This is a genomic window from Enterobacter asburiae, assembly GCF_024599655.1.
GTDB lineage: Bacteria > Pseudomonadota > Gammaproteobacteria > Enterobacterales > Enterobacteriaceae > Enterobacter > Enterobacter asburiae_D.
Window position 1 is genome coordinate 757,791 of sequence record NZ_CP102247.1, and the last position, 19,726, is coordinate 777,516.

Sequence of the window (19,726 nt, forward strand, 5' to 3'; positions counted from 1 at the left end):
CGCATCAATCGCGCGCTCCACAGACAATAGCCTCACCACTAAACGAAGGAGTTAACCGGATGGGCGACTATCACCACGGCGTGGAAGTTATCGAAATCAACGATGGCACCCGCACCATTTCCACCGTCTCGACGGCAATCATCGGCATGGTCTGTACGGCCAGCGATGCTGACGACAAGACATTTCCTTTAAACGAGCCCGTGCTCATTACCAACGTGCAAAACGCGATTGCGAAAGCCGGTAAGGCGGGGACGCTGTCCGCTTCTCTGCAGGCGATCGCCGACCAGTGCAAACCGGTTGTCGTTGTTGTTCGTGTGGCCGAAGGCACCGCGGAAACCCCGGAAGAGGCGCGCAAGCAGACCGTTTCCAACATCATCGGTACCACCGATGAAAACGGTAAGTACACCGGCCTGAAGGCGCTTTTGACCGCGAAAACGGTAACCGGCGTTAAGCCGCGTATTCTCGGCGTGCCGGGGCTGGACTCTCAGGAAGTGGCGACCGCGCTGGCCGCCATGTGCCAGAGCCTGCGCGCGTTCGGCTATGTCAGCGCGTGGGGCTGTAAAACCATTCCTGAGGCGATCAACTACCGCAAAAACTTCAGCCAGCGCGAGCTGATGATTATCCATCCTGATTTTCTGGCATGGGATACCACCACGAACGCAACGACGACGGCCTGGGCTACCGCCCGTGCGCTTGGCCTGCGCGCCAAAATCGACCAGACAATCGGCTGGCATAAAACCCTGTCAAACGTTGGCGTTAACGGCGTTACGGGCGTAAGCGCCTCTGTCTCCTGGGATCTGCAGGAACAGGCTACCGATGCGAACCTCCTCAACCAGGCTGGCGTTACCACGTTGATTCGCAACGACGGCTTCAAATTCTGGGGTAACCGTACCTGCTCAGACGATCCGTTATTCGTCTTTGAAAACTACACCCGTACCGCACAGGTGCTTGCCGATACCATGGCGGAAGCGCACGCGTGGGCGATGGATAAACCCATCACGCCAACGCTTATCCGCGACATCGTCTCCGGTATTAACGCCAAGTTCCGCGAGCTGAAAACCAACGGCTATATCGTCGACGGCTCCTGCTGGTATGACCCTGAGTCGAACGATGCATCAACCCTGAAAGCGGGGAAACTGTATATCGATTACGACTACACCCCTGTCCCGCCGCTGGAAAATCTGACCCTGCGCCAGCGCATCACCGACACCTATCTGGCAGACCTGTCAGATTCGGTTAACAGCTAAGGAGCTGAAGCATGGCGTTACCACGCAAACTTAAATACCTGAATATGTTCAACGATGGCCTGAGCTATATGGGCGTTGTTGAGTCTGTGACCCTACCGAAGCTTACCCGCAAGCTGGAGAAGTATCGCGGCGGCGGTATGCCGGGCTCGGTTTCTGTCGACCTCGGCCTGGACGATGACGCCCTGGCGCTGGAGTGGACCGTTGGCGGTCTGCCGGATGCCGCGCTGTGGGCGCAGTACGCCTCTCCGGGCGCTGACAGCGTGCCTCTGCGCTTTACCGGCTCTTATCAGCGCGATGATACCGGCGAAATCTCCGCCGTCGAAATCGTCATGCGCGGCCGTCATAAAGAGTTTGATGGCGGTGAAAACAAGCAGGGCGAGAGCGGCACCACCAAGATGTCCACCGAGTGCGCTTACTACCAGCTGACCATTGATGGCAAAGAGATCATCGAAATCGACATCATCAACATGGTGCTCAAAGTCGATGGCGTCGATCGCCTGGCAGAGCACCGTAAGGCCATCGGCCTGTAACCCTTTAACCGGCCGGGATTACCGGCCGGTGAATTAACTTTCTGAAGAGTAACGAAATGGAAAATATCAACGAGACCGCCATGAACGAAAGTGAAAACCCACATATCGTCACGCTTGATAGCCCCGTTCAGCGCGGCGAGCAAAAAATTGAAAAGGTGACGGTGTCTAAACCCAATGCGGGAACCCTGCGCGGCGTATCGCTGGCGTCGCTGGCGCAATCTGACGTCGATGCGCTGATTAAGGTGCTGCCGCGAATGACCTCGCCGGCGCTGACCGAGCATGAGGTTGCGCGCCTGGATGCCTGCGATCTGCTCTCTTTTGCAGGTAAGGTGATCGGTTTTTTGTCACCGGCTTCGGCTCGCTGAAGTTTCCCGAAAATGTGTCGGTCGACGATCTGATGGCGGATATCGCGGTGATCTTTCACTGGCCGCCGTCAGAACTGTACTCCCTTAGCGTGACCGAACTCCTCTTATGGCGCGAAAAAGCGCTGCAGCGAAGCGGAAACCACCATGAGTAATAATGTCAGTCTTCAGGAGCTGCTTAAGGCAGTCGACCGGGCAACCCGACCGCTTAACGCTCTCCAGAACGCCAGCCTCACTCTCGCGAGCGATATCCGCGAGGCGCAGACGGCGCTGGGGGCGCTCGATGAGCAGGCGGGGCGTATTAACGGCTTCAGGAAAGCAAACGCCCAGCTCGCCGTGACGGAGCAGTCGCTTGCTCAGGCGAAACAGCAGGCAGCGGCGCTGGCGGTGCAGCTTAAAAACACGCAAAACCCCACCCAGGCACAGGCTGATGCGCTGACAGCAGCCCGAAAATCGGCGGCCGACCTTAAGCTTGAGTACAACAGCTTACGCTACTCGGTACAGCGTCAGCGCACTGAACTCGCTCAGGCGGGAGTCAACACGCGCACGCTCTCGTCTGATGAGCGTCGTTTACGAACGCACATCAGCGAAAAAACGCAGCAGCTTAACCGACAGCGTGATGCGCTGGCCCGCGTCAATCAGCAGCAGGAGCGGCTGAGTACCGTTCAGAATCGCTACGAGTCAGGCAAACGCGTTACCGCGCGGGTGGGTCAGCTTGCGAATGCGGGCCTGGGTATCGCAAAAGCGGGCTTTGAACAGACGTCCCGGTTTATGGCGCCAGGCATCAGCTTTGAAAAGCAGATGTCGGCCATTCAGGCAAACCTTGGCCTGGCGAAGGGGGATCCCCGGCTTGAGGCGATTCGCCAGCAGGCGCGGGAGGTCAGTGCCAGGACCGGCGTACCTGCAGATACGGTCCTCCGGGCACAATCCGAACTGACTCGTTCAGGCTATGACGCCGATGGGCTGCTTGCGGCCACCGCGCCAACGGTCAACCTCAGCCTGGCGGGGAATGTCGACGCGGCAAAAGCGGCCGATATGATCGCCAGCACGCAGGCCGCGTATAGCCTGGCCGATACGGACGCGGGACGCATCGCAGATGTGCTTACGCGCGGTTCTACCTCTTCAAATACCAGCCTCGCTGAGATGGTGGCGGCCGTCACCTCCGCTGCGCCCGCTGCGGGTACATCCGGTATGGGGCTTGAAGAGACCACCGCGCTGCTGGGCGTTCTGGCGGAAAAAGGGATGAAAGGCGCCGCCGCCGGGGACGCGCTCAGCGCGATGTTGCGCCATGTTCAGACTCCGGATGCCATAAAAGCCGCGGGGGCGCTGGCTTCCGCTGCGGGTGATGGATCGCTTGATGAAAAACGCCAGCAGTTGCAGGAGGCAAAAGGCAGTACCGCGATTGCGGCGTCCGTGCAGACCGACAATCTTGACGGCGATATCAACCGATTCCAGGCCGCGTGGAACGGGTTGAAGATTGATGTATTTGATAAAGCGGATGGCGCTCTGCGCAACCTGATAACAACCGCAACCGGCTGGCTTGGCACGGCCTCTCTTTGGGTGAATGCCAACCCTGAGCTGACGCAGACCCTCGCCAGCATCGTTGTCGGCGCCCAGGCGTTCTCTGGCGTACTGGGTGGCGTAGGTACGGTTGTCGGCCCGGTTCTGACGGGCGTCAATATGGTTATTACCGCGGCCGGGATGTTGGGAACGGTATTCAGCGTGGTGGGCGGCGCCATCATGACGGTGCTGGGTGCCCTTAGCTGGCCGGTGATTGCCCTTGGCGCGGCGATTGCTGCCGGTGCCTTACTGATTTTTAAATACTGGGAGCCCATCAGCGCCTTCTTTGGCGGGGTGATGGAAGGACTTTCGACGGCTTTCGCACCGCTGGGTGCGCTGTTCTCACCGGTGATGGCGGTATTTGACGCTATCTCGGAGAAGCTGGGCGGTATCTGGCAATGGTTCACCGACTTAATCACGCCGATCAAGGCGACGCAGGAAACGCTGGATGGCTGTAAAAACGCTGGCGTGATTTTTGGTCAGGCGCTGGGCGATGCGTTAATGGCCCCGCTTGATCTCTTTAACAGCCTGAGCGGCAAGGCCAGCTGGCTACTGGAGAAACTCGGTCTTATCAAAAACGAGTCGGGCGATCTCGACGCCGCTGCGGCAAAAGCAGAAGCGGCTTCCTCTCCTGCGGGCAGCTCGTCTAGTCCAGGCGCGGGAATCTCTGGCGGCAGCCTGGGGTATCAGCCGACCATCGCTACTGGAGGACGCTCTTACGTCGATCAGAGTAAAAGCGAATATCACATCACGCTGCAGGGGGGCACGGCCTCCGGAACGGATCTGACGCGTCAAATCCGGGAGGAAATCGAAAACAGTGAACGTGATAAAGCGAGACAGCGGCAATCCAGCTTTATGTATGTTTGAGGAGAGAGAAAATGTTAATGGTGCTGGGTCTGTTTGTCTTTGAACGACGAACCTTACCGTATCAGTCAATGATATTCACAAAAGACTACCGCTGGGCATCCAGCGCTCGCATCGGGAAACCCAAAGCCTGGCAGTACCTTGGCGAAGGGGAGACATCCTTTAGCCTCTCCGGCTTACTCTACCCGGAACTCACGGGAGGGCGGCTTTCTCTCAAGGCGGTTGAGCTGATGGCGAATGAGGGGCGGGCATGGCCGTTGATAGACGGTACCGGCATCATTCACGGCATGTTTGTCATTGAGAAAGTCACACATACGCATTCGGATTTTTACAGTGACGGTACCGCCCGAAAAATTAATTTTACCCTGTCGCTAAAACGCGTGGACGAATCACTGATGGCGACGTTTGGCGACCTGCGAACGCAGGCCACAGAGCTGGTGGAAAGCGCACGCAATAGCATTGGAGGGCTGGTGGGATGATCGCCGAAATGAATATCCGGGCGGGTGGGAAAATCGCCCCTGATTTTATGCTTAAGCTTGACGATCGTGATATCACGCAAAATTTCAGCCATCGTCTTATCAGCCTGACCATGACCGACAAACGGGGGCTGGAAGCCGATCAGCTGAATATTCAACTGGATGATTCCGATGGGCTGCTGGACTTGCCTGCCCGGGGGGCAAGGCTGTCCTTATGGCTGGGATGGGAGGGAACCCCGCTCGAGGAGAAAGGGGACTTTACGATTGATGAGATTGAATTCCGGGGCGCGCCGGACACGCTGACCATCCGGGGATGCAGCGCAGATTTTCGTGGAAAGCTAAACGTGCGGCGCGAACAGTCGTGGCATGATACGACGATTGGCGCGATAGTCGATACCATCGCTCAGCGTAACCAGTTGACCGCCAGCGTCACGGCAGGGCTTGCATCCATCGCCATCTCTCATATTGACCAGTCTCAGGAGACAGACGCGGCGTTTCTCGCCCGCCTTGCCGAACGTAATGGTGCATTTGTTTCAATCAAAGCCGGGAAGATTATCTTTATGAAAGCGGGTCAGGCTGTGACGGCCAGCGGCACCCCGCTTTCCTTAATGGTGATTGAGCGTGGGGATGGCGATAAGCATCTTTTTTCCGTCACTGACCGTGAAAACTATTCCGGCGTAACGACCAAATGGCTGCAAACGCGCGACCCTAAACAACAAAATCCTCAATTGAGTATTTTTCGTCAGCCCAAAGGGCAGCAGACAGAAGCACTGCAGCACCCGGATGCCGCCGCACCGGTAGCGGAAGCAGGAGGCAAGGAGCAGAAACCGCAAGAGAGGCTGGTGGGATCGGCGGAAAACGTATTTGAGCTCACTACGGTTTATGCTTCTGAAGAGCAGGCGCTCAGGGCCGCAGAGGCGAAGTGGCGCGCACTTCAGCGGGGAACCGTGAAGTTTTCCATCCAGCTTGCGCTGGGACGCGCCGATCTGTTCCCCGAAACGCCGGTGCTGGTAAACGGTTTTAAACGCGTCATTGACGAGCAGGCGTGGATCATCGGAGAGGTGGTGCATACCCTCAACGACAGCGGATTTACCACGCAGCTTAAGCTTGAGCTGAACGTCACCGACGAAAAATTTACTGTTGATAGTGAGTAATGTAGTTGCTATTGGTTTTATTTTGGGTATCATTGATTCACAAAATGTGAATCAAGTGGGGGGGGTACATGTTCCATTGTCCTAAGTGCAAGCACTCTGCGCATGCGCGTACCAGTCGCTATCTAAGTGAAAATACCAAAGAGCGCTATCACCAGTGCACCAATGTGGACTGCAGCTGTACGTTCGTGACGATGGAGTCCGTGGAGCGCCTGATTGCGACTCCCGGTGCGTCTGAGCGTGCCCGAACGGCTTCGCTGAACCACGGTTAGCGGCTGCGTCATCGGCTCAAAAAAGCCAATAAAAAAGCCACTCAGTCGAGTGGCTTAATCATATGATTCTAAAACTAAAATCTGGTGGCCCCTGCTGGACTTGAACCAGCGACCTGGCGATTATGAGTCCCAATTTAAAGTCTTATAAAATAATAGGTTAGATTTTAAATGGGTTGTTGCATCGAATAATTTCAAATATGAAAGCATAGTGAATAGGTCTGCTGCCGTTTTGCTGCCAATGATGCCTATAAAAAATGATAATCGCCATTCAAGAGGTAGAGGGCTAAACCAATCATAAAGGAGCCGAACTGAATCGCCACAGGTTTAACAGACACCTCAGAGTCATTTAAGATGACTTAAAGAGAGGTGCATATGAGCAGTAAGCGTTATCCTGAAGAGTTTAAAATTGAAGCCGTCAAGCAGGTTGTTGATCGTGGCCATTCTGTTTCCAGTGTCGCAACACGTCTCGATATCACTACCCACAGTCTTTATGCCTGGATAAAGAAATACGGGCCGGACTCTTCCACCAACAAAGAGCAGTCAGATGCTCAGGCCGAGATCCGCCGACTCCAGAAGGAGCTGAAGCGGGTTACTGACGAACGGGACATATTAAAAAAAGCCGCGGCGTACTTCGCAAAGCTGTCCGACTGAGGTACGCCTTTATCCGTGACAACTCCTGTTGTTGGCCTGTTCGTCTGCTCTGTCGGGTGCTGAATGTTCATCCGAGTGGGTTTTACACCTGGCTTCAGCAGCCGCATTCACCACGGCATCAGGCGGATCTCAGACTGACAGGACAAATCAAACAGTTCTGGCTGGAGTCCGGTTGCGCTTATGGCTATCGCAAGATCCATCTCGACTTGCGAGATAGCGGGCAACAATGTGGGATTAACAGGGTCTGGCGGCTGATGAAGCGTGCCGGGATAAAGGCTCAGGTCGGGTATCGAAGCCCACGAACGCGTAAAGGTGAAGCCAGTATCGTGACACCCAACAGACTCCAGCGGCAGTTCAACCCGGAAGCACCGGATGAACGTTGGGTAACGGACATAACTTACATCCGAACCCACGAAGGCTGGCTGTATCTGGCCGTAGTTGTTGACCTGTTCTCGCGCAAAGTTATCGGCTGGTCAATGCAACCCCGGATGACAAAAGATATTGTTCTGAATGCGCTTTTGATGGCCGTGTGGCGACGTAATCCCCAAAAACAGGTGCTGGTTCATTCTGATCAAGGTAGTCAGTACACAAGCCATGAGTGGCAGTCGTTCCTGAAATCACACGGTCTGGAGGGCAGTATGAGCCGTCGTGGTAACTGTCACGACAACGCAGTTGCAGAAAGCTTTTTCCAGCTACTGAAGCGTGAACGGATAAAGAAAAAGATCTACGCAACACGGGAAGAAGCACGCAGCGATATTATTGATTACATCGAAATGTTTTATAACAGTAAACGTCGGCATGGTTCGAGTGCTCAGATGCCTCCGACGGAATATGAAAATCAATATTATCAACGGCTCGGAAGTGTCTAGATTATCCGTGGCGATTCACTGGGACTGGCTGTTGCCGTCACCTATCTGAACAGGGCTGTTAGGGCCATTGAAATTAAAAACATTGTTTGAACTGGACTTATCTGTTTTCATTTTTTCTACACCCACCTCGCTAACGATCATTTCCTGCATAAATTGTATGTGACGGGACACGTCGATCTTGGGGGGGAAAGTTATTCCATCACCACGCAGAATGCGGTCAGTTTCCGCCATCCTGTCATAAACCCTGACAACCATTCCGCAGAACATTTCACCCATATCTGAAAGGGCATCTTCCACGGATAATCCGCACTCGTTGGCGAGTACACGCGTTTTTTCGATGAGCACAAGACTCCGGTGCTTGATGTAGGGATCAATAAAATCTCCCCAGAAAACGTCCCTGACAGAGTCGCAAAATGCGACGCCCTGGTAGCTAATGTCTGGCTTATTGAAACGGGGGATTATTAGCGTAAGATCCGTTTTAAGAAAACGCCACTTGTTGATCAGCTGAAAAAGCTCATCCTGGGTTTCTGTGACCATGCGAGTAAGACGTGGATTGAGAGGTGAAATGCGTCGTTCTGAGTTCATTCAATAGGCTCCCAAAGTTTATACAGAAACTAGCAAACAGGGCCTGAAATGCAACCCCACTACTTATATGGTAAATAATTGTTATCTCTATTCTGCTACCTTCCACGGGGAGTCATCAACCACAGTAACCACTACAACATAACTGCTGGTGGCTTGGATTCGGACGGGCTGCTAAGGGGTATCAAACAGGAGTATTCAGAGGATATCCATCAGGCATTGAATATGAACAAGACCGACAAATTTTAGGTTATAAATATGATGATTCTCTTGCTATGAATTTAGAAGCATTTACATAATTGAATCAAAAAAAAGATTATCTATGCCATGTAAAATAACAAGGGTTTTTGCAAGTCATTGAACGTTAATTTAAAATAAAAAGATAGGCTAAATAGATCGCTTGTTTTAGCCTACCTTTCAAAATAATAAAGGCAATAATTTAGAGTTCGCGCTTTATTTCAAATTCTTTATACAGTGCCTTCTTCTTTTTTTGCGTAGCCTTGATTAATGGTGTATATACCGAATGGTAATAGTCTTCTGCCCTTCTTTTTAATCTGCATGCAACTTCATCAAGTAAATGATGCTCTAAAATAAAACTTGCAAGATTTACCTTGTATCTTTTCAAGTTTAATTTTTTAGCAATCGGGGTGGTAACAATTGAATATTCATATCTTTCAATTTCGGCTTTGTCGAAATCAATATTCGCTGCTTCAAGTATTGGGTCATCAACAGACTCACTGTAGAATCGAGGGCCACCAGTCATAATATATAACACATCGAGCCCAAACTCGTGAGATATTACATCCACCTCTTGCCAGGCTAATTGGTTATTTTTAGTAGGTTCGGCATATATATTCATGTCCCTCGCTTTCTGTAATATAAGTTCACATACAGTTTCAAGGTCAGAGTTTGCAATGTCTGCTAAACCTAGCTTTTCAAATAATTTTATTGAAATTTGTTCCTGGAACGTATCTTTATCAATGTAATGTAGAAAGTTCAGCACATTATCAAATTTGTCATTTGATGTTAAGCTTTCTGAAATTGATTCATAAAACTTGAGTTTTATTTCTTTTGGAAGATTGCTGATAGTATAGGCAGCATGGTACTCCTGCACTGACTTGTGTAAGTAAACAAAGCGGTCAAGACCATCTTGCTGTATTAAACAAGTAATGTTAATTATGTCATCGACAAAACACTCACACTCTCTTGTATCAATGCTTGCCGCGTTCAGTGCTTTTCTTGCATATTTAGTTAATGTTTTCGTATCGAACTCAAATACTTCATCTTTCATGGAAAAGTAACATAGAGCAGAAAAACACCAAAGGGAATCATCAGTATTTAAGGATGATTTTCGTTCTCTGGCCCATGACTTCATTCTGTCATGCTTCAAGTATAGTGTTATATAAAGCTTATTATAAAACTCTACAACGTTACTTGGTAATTCATCCCAGTACGGGTAGCATACATATAAAAGGTTGATAAGGATTGGAGTTTTAAGTGTTTCTTTAAGTTGAGCGTTGTCGCTAATTACACTAGATATTTCATTATATTCTGTTTCATTGGAAAGAACTTTTAATATACCGAGTTGGCTTGCTTCATCTAATTCTTTCACCATAAGGTTACTAATAGATGTTTCTCTGCATATTTCAGTTTCAGGCCGACTGGTAACTATAACTGGACAGTTATACCTGACGTTTAATTCTTTTATTTGAGATAAAACTTCAAGTCTTGAACTAGCTTTAACCTCATCAAAGCCATCAAGCATCAAAACAATTTTACCCGACTGAAGCAAAAGCTCTACATGATTTTCTTTACGATTAATGTCAATCCCAAGTGATTCAATAGTAAGCTTGAAGAACTCTAAAATTGTTCCCTTTTCTATCCTTCTAAGTTCGAGGAAAAAGGGTATTCTGTTGCCAGAGTTTATTTCATTTTGGAATAGCTTTCTTAATATGGTGCTTTTACCTTGTCCTGCAATACCAATGATGTTTACTATGCGGGAATGCGATATAATACAGTCATCGTTTATAGTTATATTATCATCATTTGCAATGTTTGTTATTGTTAGGGGGAAGTATATTTCATCGAGCAAAATATCATGCTCACGCTGGTGAAGTGTTCGCATGCGGAGAGCATTAGAAACGTGTTTCTCAATATACTTTGATCGTATTTCAGGATGATCAAGCTGTTCTACGATTCCTATACTCTCCTCAGTTCCTCTCAACCAGTTGGAAGAAAGGAGTTTTTCAGTCATTACTTTAACAGCTTCTCCAGCACCACTAACTAATATTTGAGATAATAACGGATCCATAACTAATCACTCATCATTACGTTTTTTATTAACTTATCTCAAAAAAGGGAGATTATGAAATGCTTTTAACAAAAACAGCTTATGCCCGTCATTGTGGGGTTAGCCGCCAGACAGTTTATGACTGGGTAGCCAAGGGTGAAGTAGTGATGTCCGGTGGCAAGATTGATGTGGAAGCGACGGAAAGACGTTCGGCAGGTGATGAATCCCCCTCAAGCAACGACAGGCTTACCATGAGCGCCAAAGAGCTAATTAATTGGGTTCATACTCATGATGGTAAATACCCACCAGCTCAAAGCCAGGATGAAGCGAGGCAACTGGTAGCAACGGCTGTAAAGCTCATCGCTTATGACATTGAATTTATATCTGATGACGAGGATGAGGAAGAAACCGCTGTCAGGATCTCTTTCGATGATTGTGAGCATATTTTCCGGGGATTTCACCAGCTGGATGAGGCGATGTATTTTATCAGGGATTATTTTTATGCCGAGTGCCTTACTGCTGATTTGCGTGGCATTGGCAGGAGTGAGGAACTGGACCCTGAAGGAGTCATTATAACGATGGAAAGATTGAAGGCTTTGTGCACGCCACTGGAAACGGACGAGGCCCGCCATAAGCGTTTTTATGGTGAAGGTGACTAAGACCGTTCTGGACAGACCTTCCTACATCTGGACTGCTACAGAAGGGAGTGTTACCCCTTCCTTGAGACCTTGCCGTAGCTGGCCCAATGTGAAAGTGTAAGAACAAAATATACAGAAATATTAAGGTTTGAAGCGACCACCTAACCGAAAAGTGTCAAGTTGGTATGCTAAGAAATGCTATGGTTTGTTGCGCAAAAATGGAAAGTGTAAACTACGCTGAAAGCCGCATGAATTCAGGGCTTAGTGGAAAAGTGTAAAGTGGCGATGTTAAGGAATGTTAAGGTTTTAGCGGAGAAAAAAGCAGAAAATGTGTGGTAACTAGGCTGATCTATGGCTATGGCCTATGAGCCAGGCTGGTCTGATGCTCCTGCTACCCCCACAAAGGCAGGATGAGTGGGGGAACGGAGCAGGGGAGTCTAAGTTACAGTTGCCTCAGTCAGTCAAATACATATTAATTTAAGATAACTTCTTTGCTTTTTTCATCGCATTCTCTGCGATTTCAATAATTTCCTTAACTAATGAGTCAAGATTTGCTAATGAGCATACAAGTATTTGTGAGAAATATTCTGGAAAGTGTTGATGTGGGCGGTTCGCTAAGTCTAGGATTCTCTCCATTGGGAGAGTATGGCTATGTTCACCATGTTTTTCCCTGAGAACATTTATGACGCTTAATTGTGAAGAACCTAAAAAATAATCATAAGCAGCAAATCTTTTCGCCCTATGAATTCCGAATCCTGGTGTGTGTTGATTTTCCATAATTACATAGGGAACGTTTTGAGCTATATCATCTAATTCTTGTGACTCTCTGATTTTCTGAACAGAAAAATCGTCATGAGTGACGAATAGTTCGGAAGTTGTTAACAGTATAGGCACAAAGAAAAATGGGATGTTATCTTCTGGATGTGAATGAATACAGTGTGAAATGTTTTGTATCATAACATCTGGTAAAGCATATGCTAACTGAGAGAGTCCATGCTTCAATTCATTGTCGTATACATTGCCGTTGCTTGTGTCAATTTCTAAGCCTTTAACAACGAAATCAATTTTTTCATCAAGGGCATACGTCGAATCCGTAGGCACAATCATACGAGTAAAATTATCGACCGTTCGTAAAGTATAACCTAGGGTATGAGAACTGAAATCCGGAATGTTTGGGTCTCTCATGAATAGCCATTTGTTTTTATCATGCCTTTGCTTACACTCTATTAGGAATATTAAATGAAATGTGCATTCTTCATTCCAATAACTGCCATGTAGATCAATAGAGAAATCTTTTAAAATCCCAGCGTCGTCACGTGAATAAGTAAATTCATTTTGAACAGCAATATCTAAGTCTGCTAATTTTCTAGAGACTAGATATTCAAGAGGGAAACTAGATGATATTAGTTTTTCTTTCCATTTCTTATTTTCTGACATTTTAGTTCCTTAAGTGCTAGTGCTTCAAAACTTACATTTTATACCTAACTGAATTTTTTTGATTACTTTTTATCAAGCAACTGTAGGTGTCATCGGTAACTTTACCCTGATGGATACGAGTGAACTCGGCATTCTGGTTGAGGAATACGATCCTCGCTCTATCGGGCAGATAGAGTTGCTTTAACTGTAAAAAGATAAAACCCGCCAAAAGCGGGTTCTTATCATTCTGTTGGCGGCTGAGGCAGCGGCATCCAGTGAGTCACATCATATGACGAATACTGTGTGTTTCCGCTGATTCTGAGATTTCTGAAGCCATCCATCGGCCAGTATTCAGCAACCCCCACTCCTTTATCGGTTGCCACCAAAAAAAGGGCAAATTGAATTTTTGGAGTGGGTTTTTGCTCTTCCATCGCGATCCATTTCATTCTGTGCATCCTCTGAGTTAATAGTTACATCAGTTTCGCACAGCAAAGGTGAAAGATATTTGATTTGTATGGCTATTGATTAACCATAAAACACTATGAATCCCGTTACACAGTATCCCCGGAGTATCCCCGAGAAAAGCAAAAGGGCCGACGATTTCTCGCCAGCCCTTGCTGTGTCTGGTGGCCCCTGCTGGACTTGAACCAGCGACCAAGCGATTATGAGTCGCCTGCTCTAACCACTGAGCTAAGGGGCCGTGGCGGTGAATTATAAAGTAACTCCCTGCAGCAATCCAGCCATTCACACCTGCCTGCTGTTTTTATAAACAACGCATAATCAATCCTTTATACTTCCCTGACGATGTATCGAGCGGGAGTAAAGATGATCAACGATATTCTGGCCCCGGGCCTGCGGGTGGTGTTCTGTGGAATCAACCCGGGTAAGTCCTCGGCGCACACCGGTTTTCACTTCGCCCATCCGGGCAATCGCTTCTGGAAGGTGATCTACCAGGCCGGGTTTACCGACAGGCTACTGAAGCCCGAAGAGGAGCAGCATCTGCTGGACACGCGCTGCGGGATCACCATGCTGGTCGAGCGGCCGACGGTACAGGCGAGTGAGGTCAACCTGCATGAGCTGCGCAGCGGCGGGCGGGAACTGATCAAGAAGATAGAGGATTATCAGCCGGCCGCGCTGGCGATCCTCGGCAAGCAGGCCTACGAGCAGGCTTTTAGCCAGCGCGGGGCTAAGTGGGGCAAGCAGAGCATCATGATTGGCGTTACGCAGGTATGGGTGCTGCCAAATCCGAGCGGGCTCAACAGGGCAACGCTGGATAAGCTGGTAGAGGCGTATCGGGAGCTGGATGAGGCGCTGATGGTGCGGGGGCTGTAATCCTCTGCGGCCTGATGCCCTCACCCTGGCCCTCTCCCACAGGGAGAGGGAATAAAAAAAAAAAGCTCCCGATTGGGAGCTTTTTGCTGTTTACCTGGATTAATCGTCCAGGAAGCTACGCAGCACTTCAGAGCGGCTTGGATGACGCAGCTTACGCAGCGCCTTCGCTTCGATCTGACGGATACGTTCACGGGTAACGTCGAACTGTTTACCCACTTCTTCCAGCGTGTGGTCGGTGTTCATATCGATACCGAAACGCATACGCAGGACTTTCGCTTCACGAGCGGTCAGGCCAGCCAGAACGTCGTGTGTCGCGGCACGCAGGCTCTCGGTGGTCGCAGAGTCCAGCGGCAGCTCGAGGGTGGTATCCTCGATGAAATCACCCAGATGCGAATCTTCATCATCACCGATAGGTGTTTCCATGGAGATTGGCTCTTTGGCGATCTTCAGCACTTTACGGATCTTGTCTTCCGGCATCAGCATGCGCTCGGCCAGCTCTTCCGGCGTCGGCTCGCGGCCCATCTCCTGCAGCATCTGGCGGGAAATACGGTTGAGCTTGTTGATGGTCTCAATCATATGCACCGGAATACGGATGGTGCGCGCCTGATCCGCGATAGAGCGGGTGATAGCCTGACGGATCCACCAGGTTGCGTATGTGGAGAACTTGTAACCACGACGGTATTCAAACTTATCTACCGCTTTCATCAGACCGATGTTGCCTTCCTGAATCAGATCCAGGAACTGCAGACCACGGTTGGTGTATTTCTTGGCGATAGAGATAACCAGACGTAAGTTCGCTTCAACCATCTCTTTCTTCGCACGGCGGGCTTTCGCTTCACCGATGGACATACGACGGTTGATGTCTTTAACCTGCTCGATGGTCAGGCCGGTCTCTTCTTCGATCTGCTGCAGCTTCTGCAGACCACGATAGACATCGTCCTTCACGTCGTGCAGTTTTTCAGACCACGGCTTGTTCATCGCGATAGCCGCGTTGAACCAGGTTTCGCTGGTTTCGTTACCGGTGAAGAGGGTGATGAAGTTCTTCTTCGGCATTTTGCACTGCTCAACGCACAGCTTCATGATGATGCGTTCCTGGGTGCGTACGCGATCCATCATCACGCGCATGCTGTTTACCAAGTAGTCGAACTGTTTTGGCACCAGGCGGAACTGTTTGAATACCTCAGACAGTTTCAGGATCTCTTCCTGAGCGGCGGCATGGCTGCGGCCTTTCGCTTTGATGGTGTCACGCGTCACTTCGTACTGGGTACGCAGCTCGGCAAACTTCTCACGCGCCAGTTCCGGGTCGATGCTGTTGTCATCGTCCGCGGTGTCGTCGTCGCTCTCTTCCTCATCTTCGTCTTCGTCATCATCCATCTCTTCCTGAGACAGTTCAGAACCGACGTGAGTGGCGGTAGGCGCCATATCTTCTTCAGCGTTCGGGTCGACAAAACCGGTGATCAGGTCAGACAGGCGCGCTTCTTCCGCTTCAACGCGATCGTACTGCTCCAGCAGATAGGTGATCGCTTCCGGGTACTCGGCAACGGAGCACTGAACCTGGTTGATCCCGTCTTCGATGCGTTTTGCGATGTCAATTTCGCCTTCGCGGGTCAACAGTTCAACGGTACCCATTTCGCGCATGTACATGCGGACCGGGTCAGTGGTACGCCCGATTTCAGATTCCACGCTGGACAGTACCTGTGCAGCAGCTTCTTCCGCATCTTCGTCAGTGTTGTTGGAGGTTTCAGCCAGCAACAGATCATCGGCATCCGGTGCTTCTTCCATCACCTGAATGCCCATGTCATTGATCATTTGGATGATATCTTCGATTTGATCTGAATCGACGATATCTTCCGGCAGATGGTCATTGACCTCGGCATAGGTCAGATAGCCTTGCTCCTTACCGCGTTGGACAAGAAGTTTCAGCTGTGACTGCGGGTTTTGCTCCATAAGACGGTATCCACACTTAATTCGTTTGATTGGTGTCGGCGATGGGGCTGCCAACCTTTAAAGCGAGGGCGTACTTATATTTTTGCCGCTGCCTCTCAGTGCGGCTGCCGGGGGCTTCCCGATCGATATTCGGCACTTAAGCCGTTAAATTTTTTATTTCTTCGCCAGTTCCTGGTTAATCATCCAGAGCTCCCGGCGTTCTTCGCTGCTTAAACCGTGTGTGCGCTCGCGAGCTATCAACTCTTCCTGGCGCAGCTCAAGCATCGAATCAAACATATGGTTGAGTGAGTCGGTGAACGTTTTTTCTGCAATGTCCTTATCTGCTATATCGTCCCACATCGACAATTTTTCAAGGGTAGCGGCCTCTTTTGTGCCGCGATAGTGCTCTAAAAGTTGTCCGGTGGTCAGACCTGGCTGAGACAAACACGTGTTGACCAGTTCTGAAAATAAGCCAAGCCCGGGCAATTTCTCATGGTTCAAACCCGCCAGCGACGGCACCTGCGGTGCGAGCTCGGGGTTTTGTACCAGCAACCCTATCAGTATACGCATGGTTGTGCGTTTTAGCTGAGGCGCAGGGCGAACCGCGCCGTTTTCAGCCTGTTTAGGCATTAAACGTTCAAGCTGGCTGTCATCCAGAATGCCGAGCTTGTTGCCTAATTCCTGACGCAGATAGATGCGCAGCGTTTCGCCGGGCACCTGGCTGATTAACGGCAGCGCCAGCGTACTGAGCTGCGCGCGCCCGTCAGGGGTACTCAAATCGACCTGCGGCATCAGGCTGTTAAACAAAAACGTGGAGAGCGGCTGAGCCTGCTCCATCCGCGTTTCAAACGCCGCTTTGCCCTCTTTACGCACCAGCGTATCCGGGTCTTCGCCGTCGGGCAGAAACATAAAGCGTAGCTGACGCCCGTCGGTCATATACGGCAGTGCGGTTTCCAGCGCACGCCAGGCGGCGTCGCGTCCTGCGCGGTCACCGTCGTAACAGCAGATGACGTTGTTGGTCACCCTGAACAGCAGTTGAATATGATCGGCGGTGGTGGACGTGCCTAACGACGCAACCGCGTAGTTGATGTCGTACTGCGCCAGTGCCACGACGTCCATATAGCCTTCGACGACCAGAAGACGCGGAGGTTCCGCATTATTCTGCTGCGCCTCATAAAGACCGTACAGCTGGCGGCCCTTATGGAAAATATCGGTTTCCGGGGAGTTGAGGTATTTCGGCAGGGCATCACCCAGCACGCGACCACCAAAACCAATTACCCGGCCACGCTTGTCGCGGATCGGGAACATCACCCGTTCGCGGAAGCGGTCGTAGCTTCGTCCCTGGTCGTTGGTGACCAGCATGCCTGCATCGATGAGAGACTTACGATCTTCGCTATTGCCGCCAAAACGCTTTAACACGTTGTCCCAGCCGGGCGGGGCGTAACCAATAGCGAAACGCGCAATGACATCGTCGCTCAGTCCGCGCTTGTTCAGATACTGACGCGCAGGCTCAGCCGCAGAGTGCTTAAGAGACTGTTGATAAAACGAATTCAGGCCATCCATTAGTTGATACAGCGTTTGCCGCTGATGGCGCTCGATCTGACTTGGCCCACTGCCTGCTTCATACGGCACTTCAAGGTTATGCATCGCCGCCAGCTCTTCGACGGTTTCAACGAACTCGAGCTTGTCGTAGTTCATCAAAAAATCGACGGCATTACCGTGTGCGCCACAGCCGAAGCAATGGTAGAACTGCTTTTCACCGTTTACGGTGAAGGAGGGGGTTTTTTCGTTATGGAACGGACAGCACGCATGGTAGTTCTTGCCCTGCTTTTTTAGCTTTACCCGCGCGTCGATGAGATCGACGATGTCGGTTCTGGCAAGCAGGTCATTGATGAAAACGCGTGGGATTCTTCCGGCCATATGCCCCAAAATTTTAAGCGACTTATAAACGAAAACAAGCCGCGCATTCCTTCCGGAAGCACGGCCTTACGACTATTACTCTGTCTGTCAATTGAGGGCTGAGGCCCTCAACCAATTAGTACAGACGAGTACGGCGTGCGTTTTCGCGAGCCAGTTTCTTCGCGTGACGTTTCACAGCGGAAGCTTTAGCGCGCTTACGTTCGGTCGTTGGTTTTTCATAAAACTCACGACGACGAACTTCAGCCAGAACACCTGCTTTCTCGCATGAACGTTTGAAGCGACGCAGTGCTACGTCGAACGGCTCGTTTTCACGTACTTTAATTACCGGCATGTAACTCTCACCTTTAATAAATTCGGTTTGCCGCTGGCATCAACGCCAGCTTATTTCAAAATGGTGCGGAATTTTACTGCAAATGCTGCTGCTTTGTAAAGCACCGATGCGATTTTGAAAGGGACTTTAATAAGGGTGAGGAGTATACACGAGCCTTCTTCCTGGGGCGAACAAAGTTTTACATCAACCCGCCCAGGCTCTACACTGCGCGGTATTGAAACGAGGTAAAACAAGTCATGCGTGTACTGGGTATTGAAACATCCTGCGATGAAACCGGCATCGCCATTTACGACGACGAAAAAGGGCTTCTGGCCAACCAATTGTATAGTCAGGTGAAATTGCACGCTGACTACGGCGGCGTCGTGCCGGAACTGGCCTCTCGTGACCACGTGCGTAAAACGGTTCCCCTGATTCAGGCGGCTCTGAAAGAAGCGGGATTAACGGCAAAAGAAATTGATGCAGTGGCGTATACCGCAGGCCCGGGCCTGGTCGGCGCGCTGCTGGTTGGCGCAACTGTGGGTCGTTCACTGGCGTTCGCGTGGGATGTTCCGGCCATTCCGGTTCACCATATGGAAGGGCACCTTCTGGCGCCGATGCTGGAAGAGAATCCGCCTGAATTCCCGTTTGTGGCGCTGCTGGTCTCCGGTGGCCATACGCAGCTGATTAGCGTAACGGGCATTGGCAAGTACGAGCTGCTGGGCGAGTCGATCGACGACGCTGCCGGTGAAGCCTTCGATAAAACCGCCAAGCTGCTGGGACTGGATTACCCTGGCGGTCCGATGCTCTCCAAAATGGCGTCGCAGGGAACGGAAGGGCGCTTTGTCTTCCCGCGCCCGATGACCGACCGTCCGGGGCTGGATTTCAGCTTCTCCGGGCTGAAAACCTTCGCGGCGAATACGATCCGTAATAACGATGACAGCGAGCAGACCCGCGCCGATATCGCCCGCGCGTTTGAAGATGCGGTAGTGGATACGCTGATGATCAAGTGCAAGCGCGCACTGGATCAGACCGGCTTTAAGCGTCTGGTGATGGCCGGTGGCGTGAGCGCTAACCGCACGCTGCGCGCGAAGCTCGCCGAGATGATGCAAAAGCGTCGCGGGGAAGTGTTCTATGCCCGTCCGGAATTTTGTACTGATAACGGCGCGATGATCGCTTACGCGGGTATGGTGCGTCTGAATGCGGGCGCAACGTCCGACCTGAGCGTGTCCGTGCGTCCGCGCTGGCCGCTGGCGGAACTGCCGGAGGCGTAAGTTTTTTGCCCGGTGGCGCTGCGCTTACCGGGCCTACAACACCCACGTGTGCTAACGTG

Annotated in this window: 19 protein-coding genes and 1 tRNA gene; 12 read left to right on the forward strand and 8 right to left on the reverse strand. The window is 50.8% G+C overall.

The features are described 5' to 3' along the window. Positions 1-59: 59 nt before the first annotated feature. From NQ230_RS03705 to NQ230_RS03745, 9 genes are all read left to right on the forward strand, one after another. Positions 60-1,247 (forward strand): phage tail sheath protein, encoded by a 1,188-nt coding sequence (locus tag NQ230_RS03705; RefSeq protein WP_257260033.1) that lies wholly within the window; start codon positions 60-62, stop codon positions 1,245-1,247. A gap of 11 nt (positions 1,248-1,258) precedes the next feature. Then, on the forward strand, positions 1,259-1,777 hold the full coding sequence (locus NQ230_RS03710; protein WP_023309235.1) for a phage major tail tube protein: 519 nt from the start codon (positions 1,259-1,261) through the stop codon (positions 1,775-1,777). Positions 1,778-1,833: 56 nt separating this feature from the next. Next, a complete protein-coding gene (locus NQ230_RS03715; protein WP_029741760.1) occupies positions 1,834-2,142 on the forward strand; it encodes a phage tail assembly protein in 309 nt (102 codons plus the stop codon). Between the two features lie 32 nt (positions 2,143-2,174). Continuing rightward, the gene (locus NQ230_RS03720; RefSeq protein ID WP_023616176.1) at positions 2,175-2,294 is read left to right on the forward strand and encodes a GpE family phage tail protein; all 120 of its coding nucleotides are present in this window, start codon (positions 2,175-2,177) and stop codon (positions 2,292-2,294) included. Continuing rightward, positions 2,287-4,566 (forward strand): phage tail tape measure protein, encoded by a 2,280-nt coding sequence (locus NQ230_RS03725; RefSeq protein ID WP_257260037.1) that lies wholly within the window; start codon positions 2,287-2,289, stop codon positions 4,564-4,566. Before NQ230_RS03720 ends, NQ230_RS03725 begins: the two co-directional genes overlap by 8 nt. Before the next feature lie 11 nt (positions 4,567-4,577). Continuing rightward, complete coding sequence (locus NQ230_RS03730) at positions 4,578-5,042, forward strand: phage tail protein (RefSeq protein WP_213823102.1); 465 nt, start codon at positions 4,578-4,580, stop codon at positions 5,040-5,042. Beyond that, on the forward strand, positions 5,039-6,193 hold the full coding sequence (locus NQ230_RS03735; protein WP_257260040.1) for a phage late control D family protein: 1,155 nt from the start codon (positions 5,039-5,041) through the stop codon (positions 6,191-6,193). The genes NQ230_RS03730 and NQ230_RS03735 overlap by 4 nt, the downstream gene beginning before the upstream one ends. A gap of 68 nt (positions 6,194-6,261) precedes the next feature. Further along, positions 6,262-6,462: an ogr/Delta-like zinc finger family protein gene (locus tag NQ230_RS03740; RefSeq protein WP_193942026.1), complete on the forward strand. Its 201-nt coding sequence runs from the start codon at positions 6,262-6,264 to the stop codon at positions 6,460-6,462. A 372-nt stretch (positions 6,463-6,834) separates the two neighbouring features. Next, positions 6,835-7,982, forward strand: a protein-coding gene (locus NQ230_RS03745) for an IS3 family transposase (RefSeq protein ID WP_257260042.1) whose coding sequence is annotated in 2 segments (ribosomal slippage) — positions 6,835-7,072 and positions 7,072-7,982 — 1,149 coding nt in all. Because the reading frame shifts where the segments join, the coding sequence is not laid out codon by codon here. Between the two features lie 15 nt (positions 7,983-7,997). Here NQ230_RS03745 and NQ230_RS03750 read toward each other — a convergent pair. Both NQ230_RS03750 and NQ230_RS03755 read right to left on the reverse strand, forming a co-directional pair. Continuing rightward, positions 7,998-8,567: a hypothetical protein gene (locus NQ230_RS03750; RefSeq protein WP_257260043.1), complete on the reverse strand. Its 570-nt coding sequence runs from the start codon at positions 8,565-8,567 to the stop codon at positions 7,998-8,000. Between the two features lie 436 nt (positions 8,568-9,003). Further along, positions 9,004-10,875, reverse strand: coding sequence for an NACHT domain-containing protein (locus NQ230_RS03755; RefSeq protein WP_257260044.1), 1,872 nt, complete (start codon positions 10,873-10,875; stop codon positions 9,004-9,006). A 59-nt stretch (positions 10,876-10,934) separates the two neighbouring features. On the opposite strand from NQ230_RS03755, the gene NQ230_RS03760 reads away from it, so the two are divergent. Beyond that, a complete protein-coding gene (locus NQ230_RS03760) occupies positions 10,935-11,513 on the forward strand; it encodes a DNA-binding protein (RefSeq protein WP_257260045.1) in 579 nt (192 codons plus the stop codon). A gap of 456 nt (positions 11,514-11,969) precedes the next feature. Here the strand turns inward: NQ230_RS03760 and NQ230_RS03765 are convergent, their stop codons facing one another. The 3 genes from NQ230_RS03765 to NQ230_RS03775 form a co-directional block, all read right to left on the reverse strand. Then, complete coding sequence (locus NQ230_RS03765) at positions 11,970-12,929, reverse strand: hypothetical protein (protein ID WP_257260047.1); 960 nt, start codon at positions 12,927-12,929, stop codon at positions 11,970-11,972. A gap of 221 nt (positions 12,930-13,150) precedes the next feature. Then, a complete protein-coding gene (locus NQ230_RS03770; protein ID WP_257260048.1) occupies positions 13,151-13,354 on the reverse strand; it encodes a DUF551 domain-containing protein in 204 nt (67 codons plus the stop codon). 178 nt (positions 13,355-13,532) lie between these two features. Then, positions 13,533-13,608, reverse strand: a tRNA-Ile gene (locus NQ230_RS03775). Between the two features lie 125 nt (positions 13,609-13,733). On the opposite strand from NQ230_RS03775, the gene mug reads away from it, so the two are divergent. Continuing rightward, positions 13,734-14,240, forward strand: coding sequence for a G/U mismatch-specific DNA glycosylase (mug, locus tag NQ230_RS03780; RefSeq protein ID WP_024906471.1), 507 nt, complete (start codon positions 13,734-13,736; stop codon positions 14,238-14,240). A gap of 99 nt (positions 14,241-14,339) precedes the next feature. Here mug and rpoD read toward each other — a convergent pair whose 3' ends face one another. The 3 genes from rpoD to rpsU form a co-directional block, all read right to left on the reverse strand. After that, complete coding sequence (rpoD, locus tag NQ230_RS03785; RefSeq protein WP_023333459.1) at positions 14,340-16,187, reverse strand: RNA polymerase sigma factor RpoD; 1,848 nt, start codon at positions 16,185-16,187, stop codon at positions 14,340-14,342. 153 nt (positions 16,188-16,340) lie between these two features. After that, positions 16,341-18,086 (reverse strand): DNA primase, encoded by a 1,746-nt coding sequence (dnaG, locus tag NQ230_RS03790; protein WP_371745444.1) that lies wholly within the window; start codon positions 18,084-18,086, stop codon positions 16,341-16,343. Positions 18,087-18,201: 115 nt separating this feature from the next. Next, positions 18,202-18,417, reverse strand: a complete 216-nt coding sequence (gene rpsU, locus NQ230_RS03795) for a 30S ribosomal protein S21 (protein ID WP_001144069.1) — start codon at positions 18,415-18,417, stop codon at positions 18,202-18,204. 236 nt (positions 18,418-18,653) lie between these two features. On the opposite strand from rpsU, the gene tsaD reads away from it, so the two are divergent. After that, entirely contained in the window at positions 18,654-19,667 is a 1,014-nt protein-coding gene (gene tsaD, locus NQ230_RS03800; protein WP_032650276.1) for a tRNA (adenosine(37)-N6)-threonylcarbamoyltransferase complex transferase subunit TsaD, read from the forward strand. The last annotated feature ends 59 nt before the right edge of the window (positions 19,668-19,726 follow it).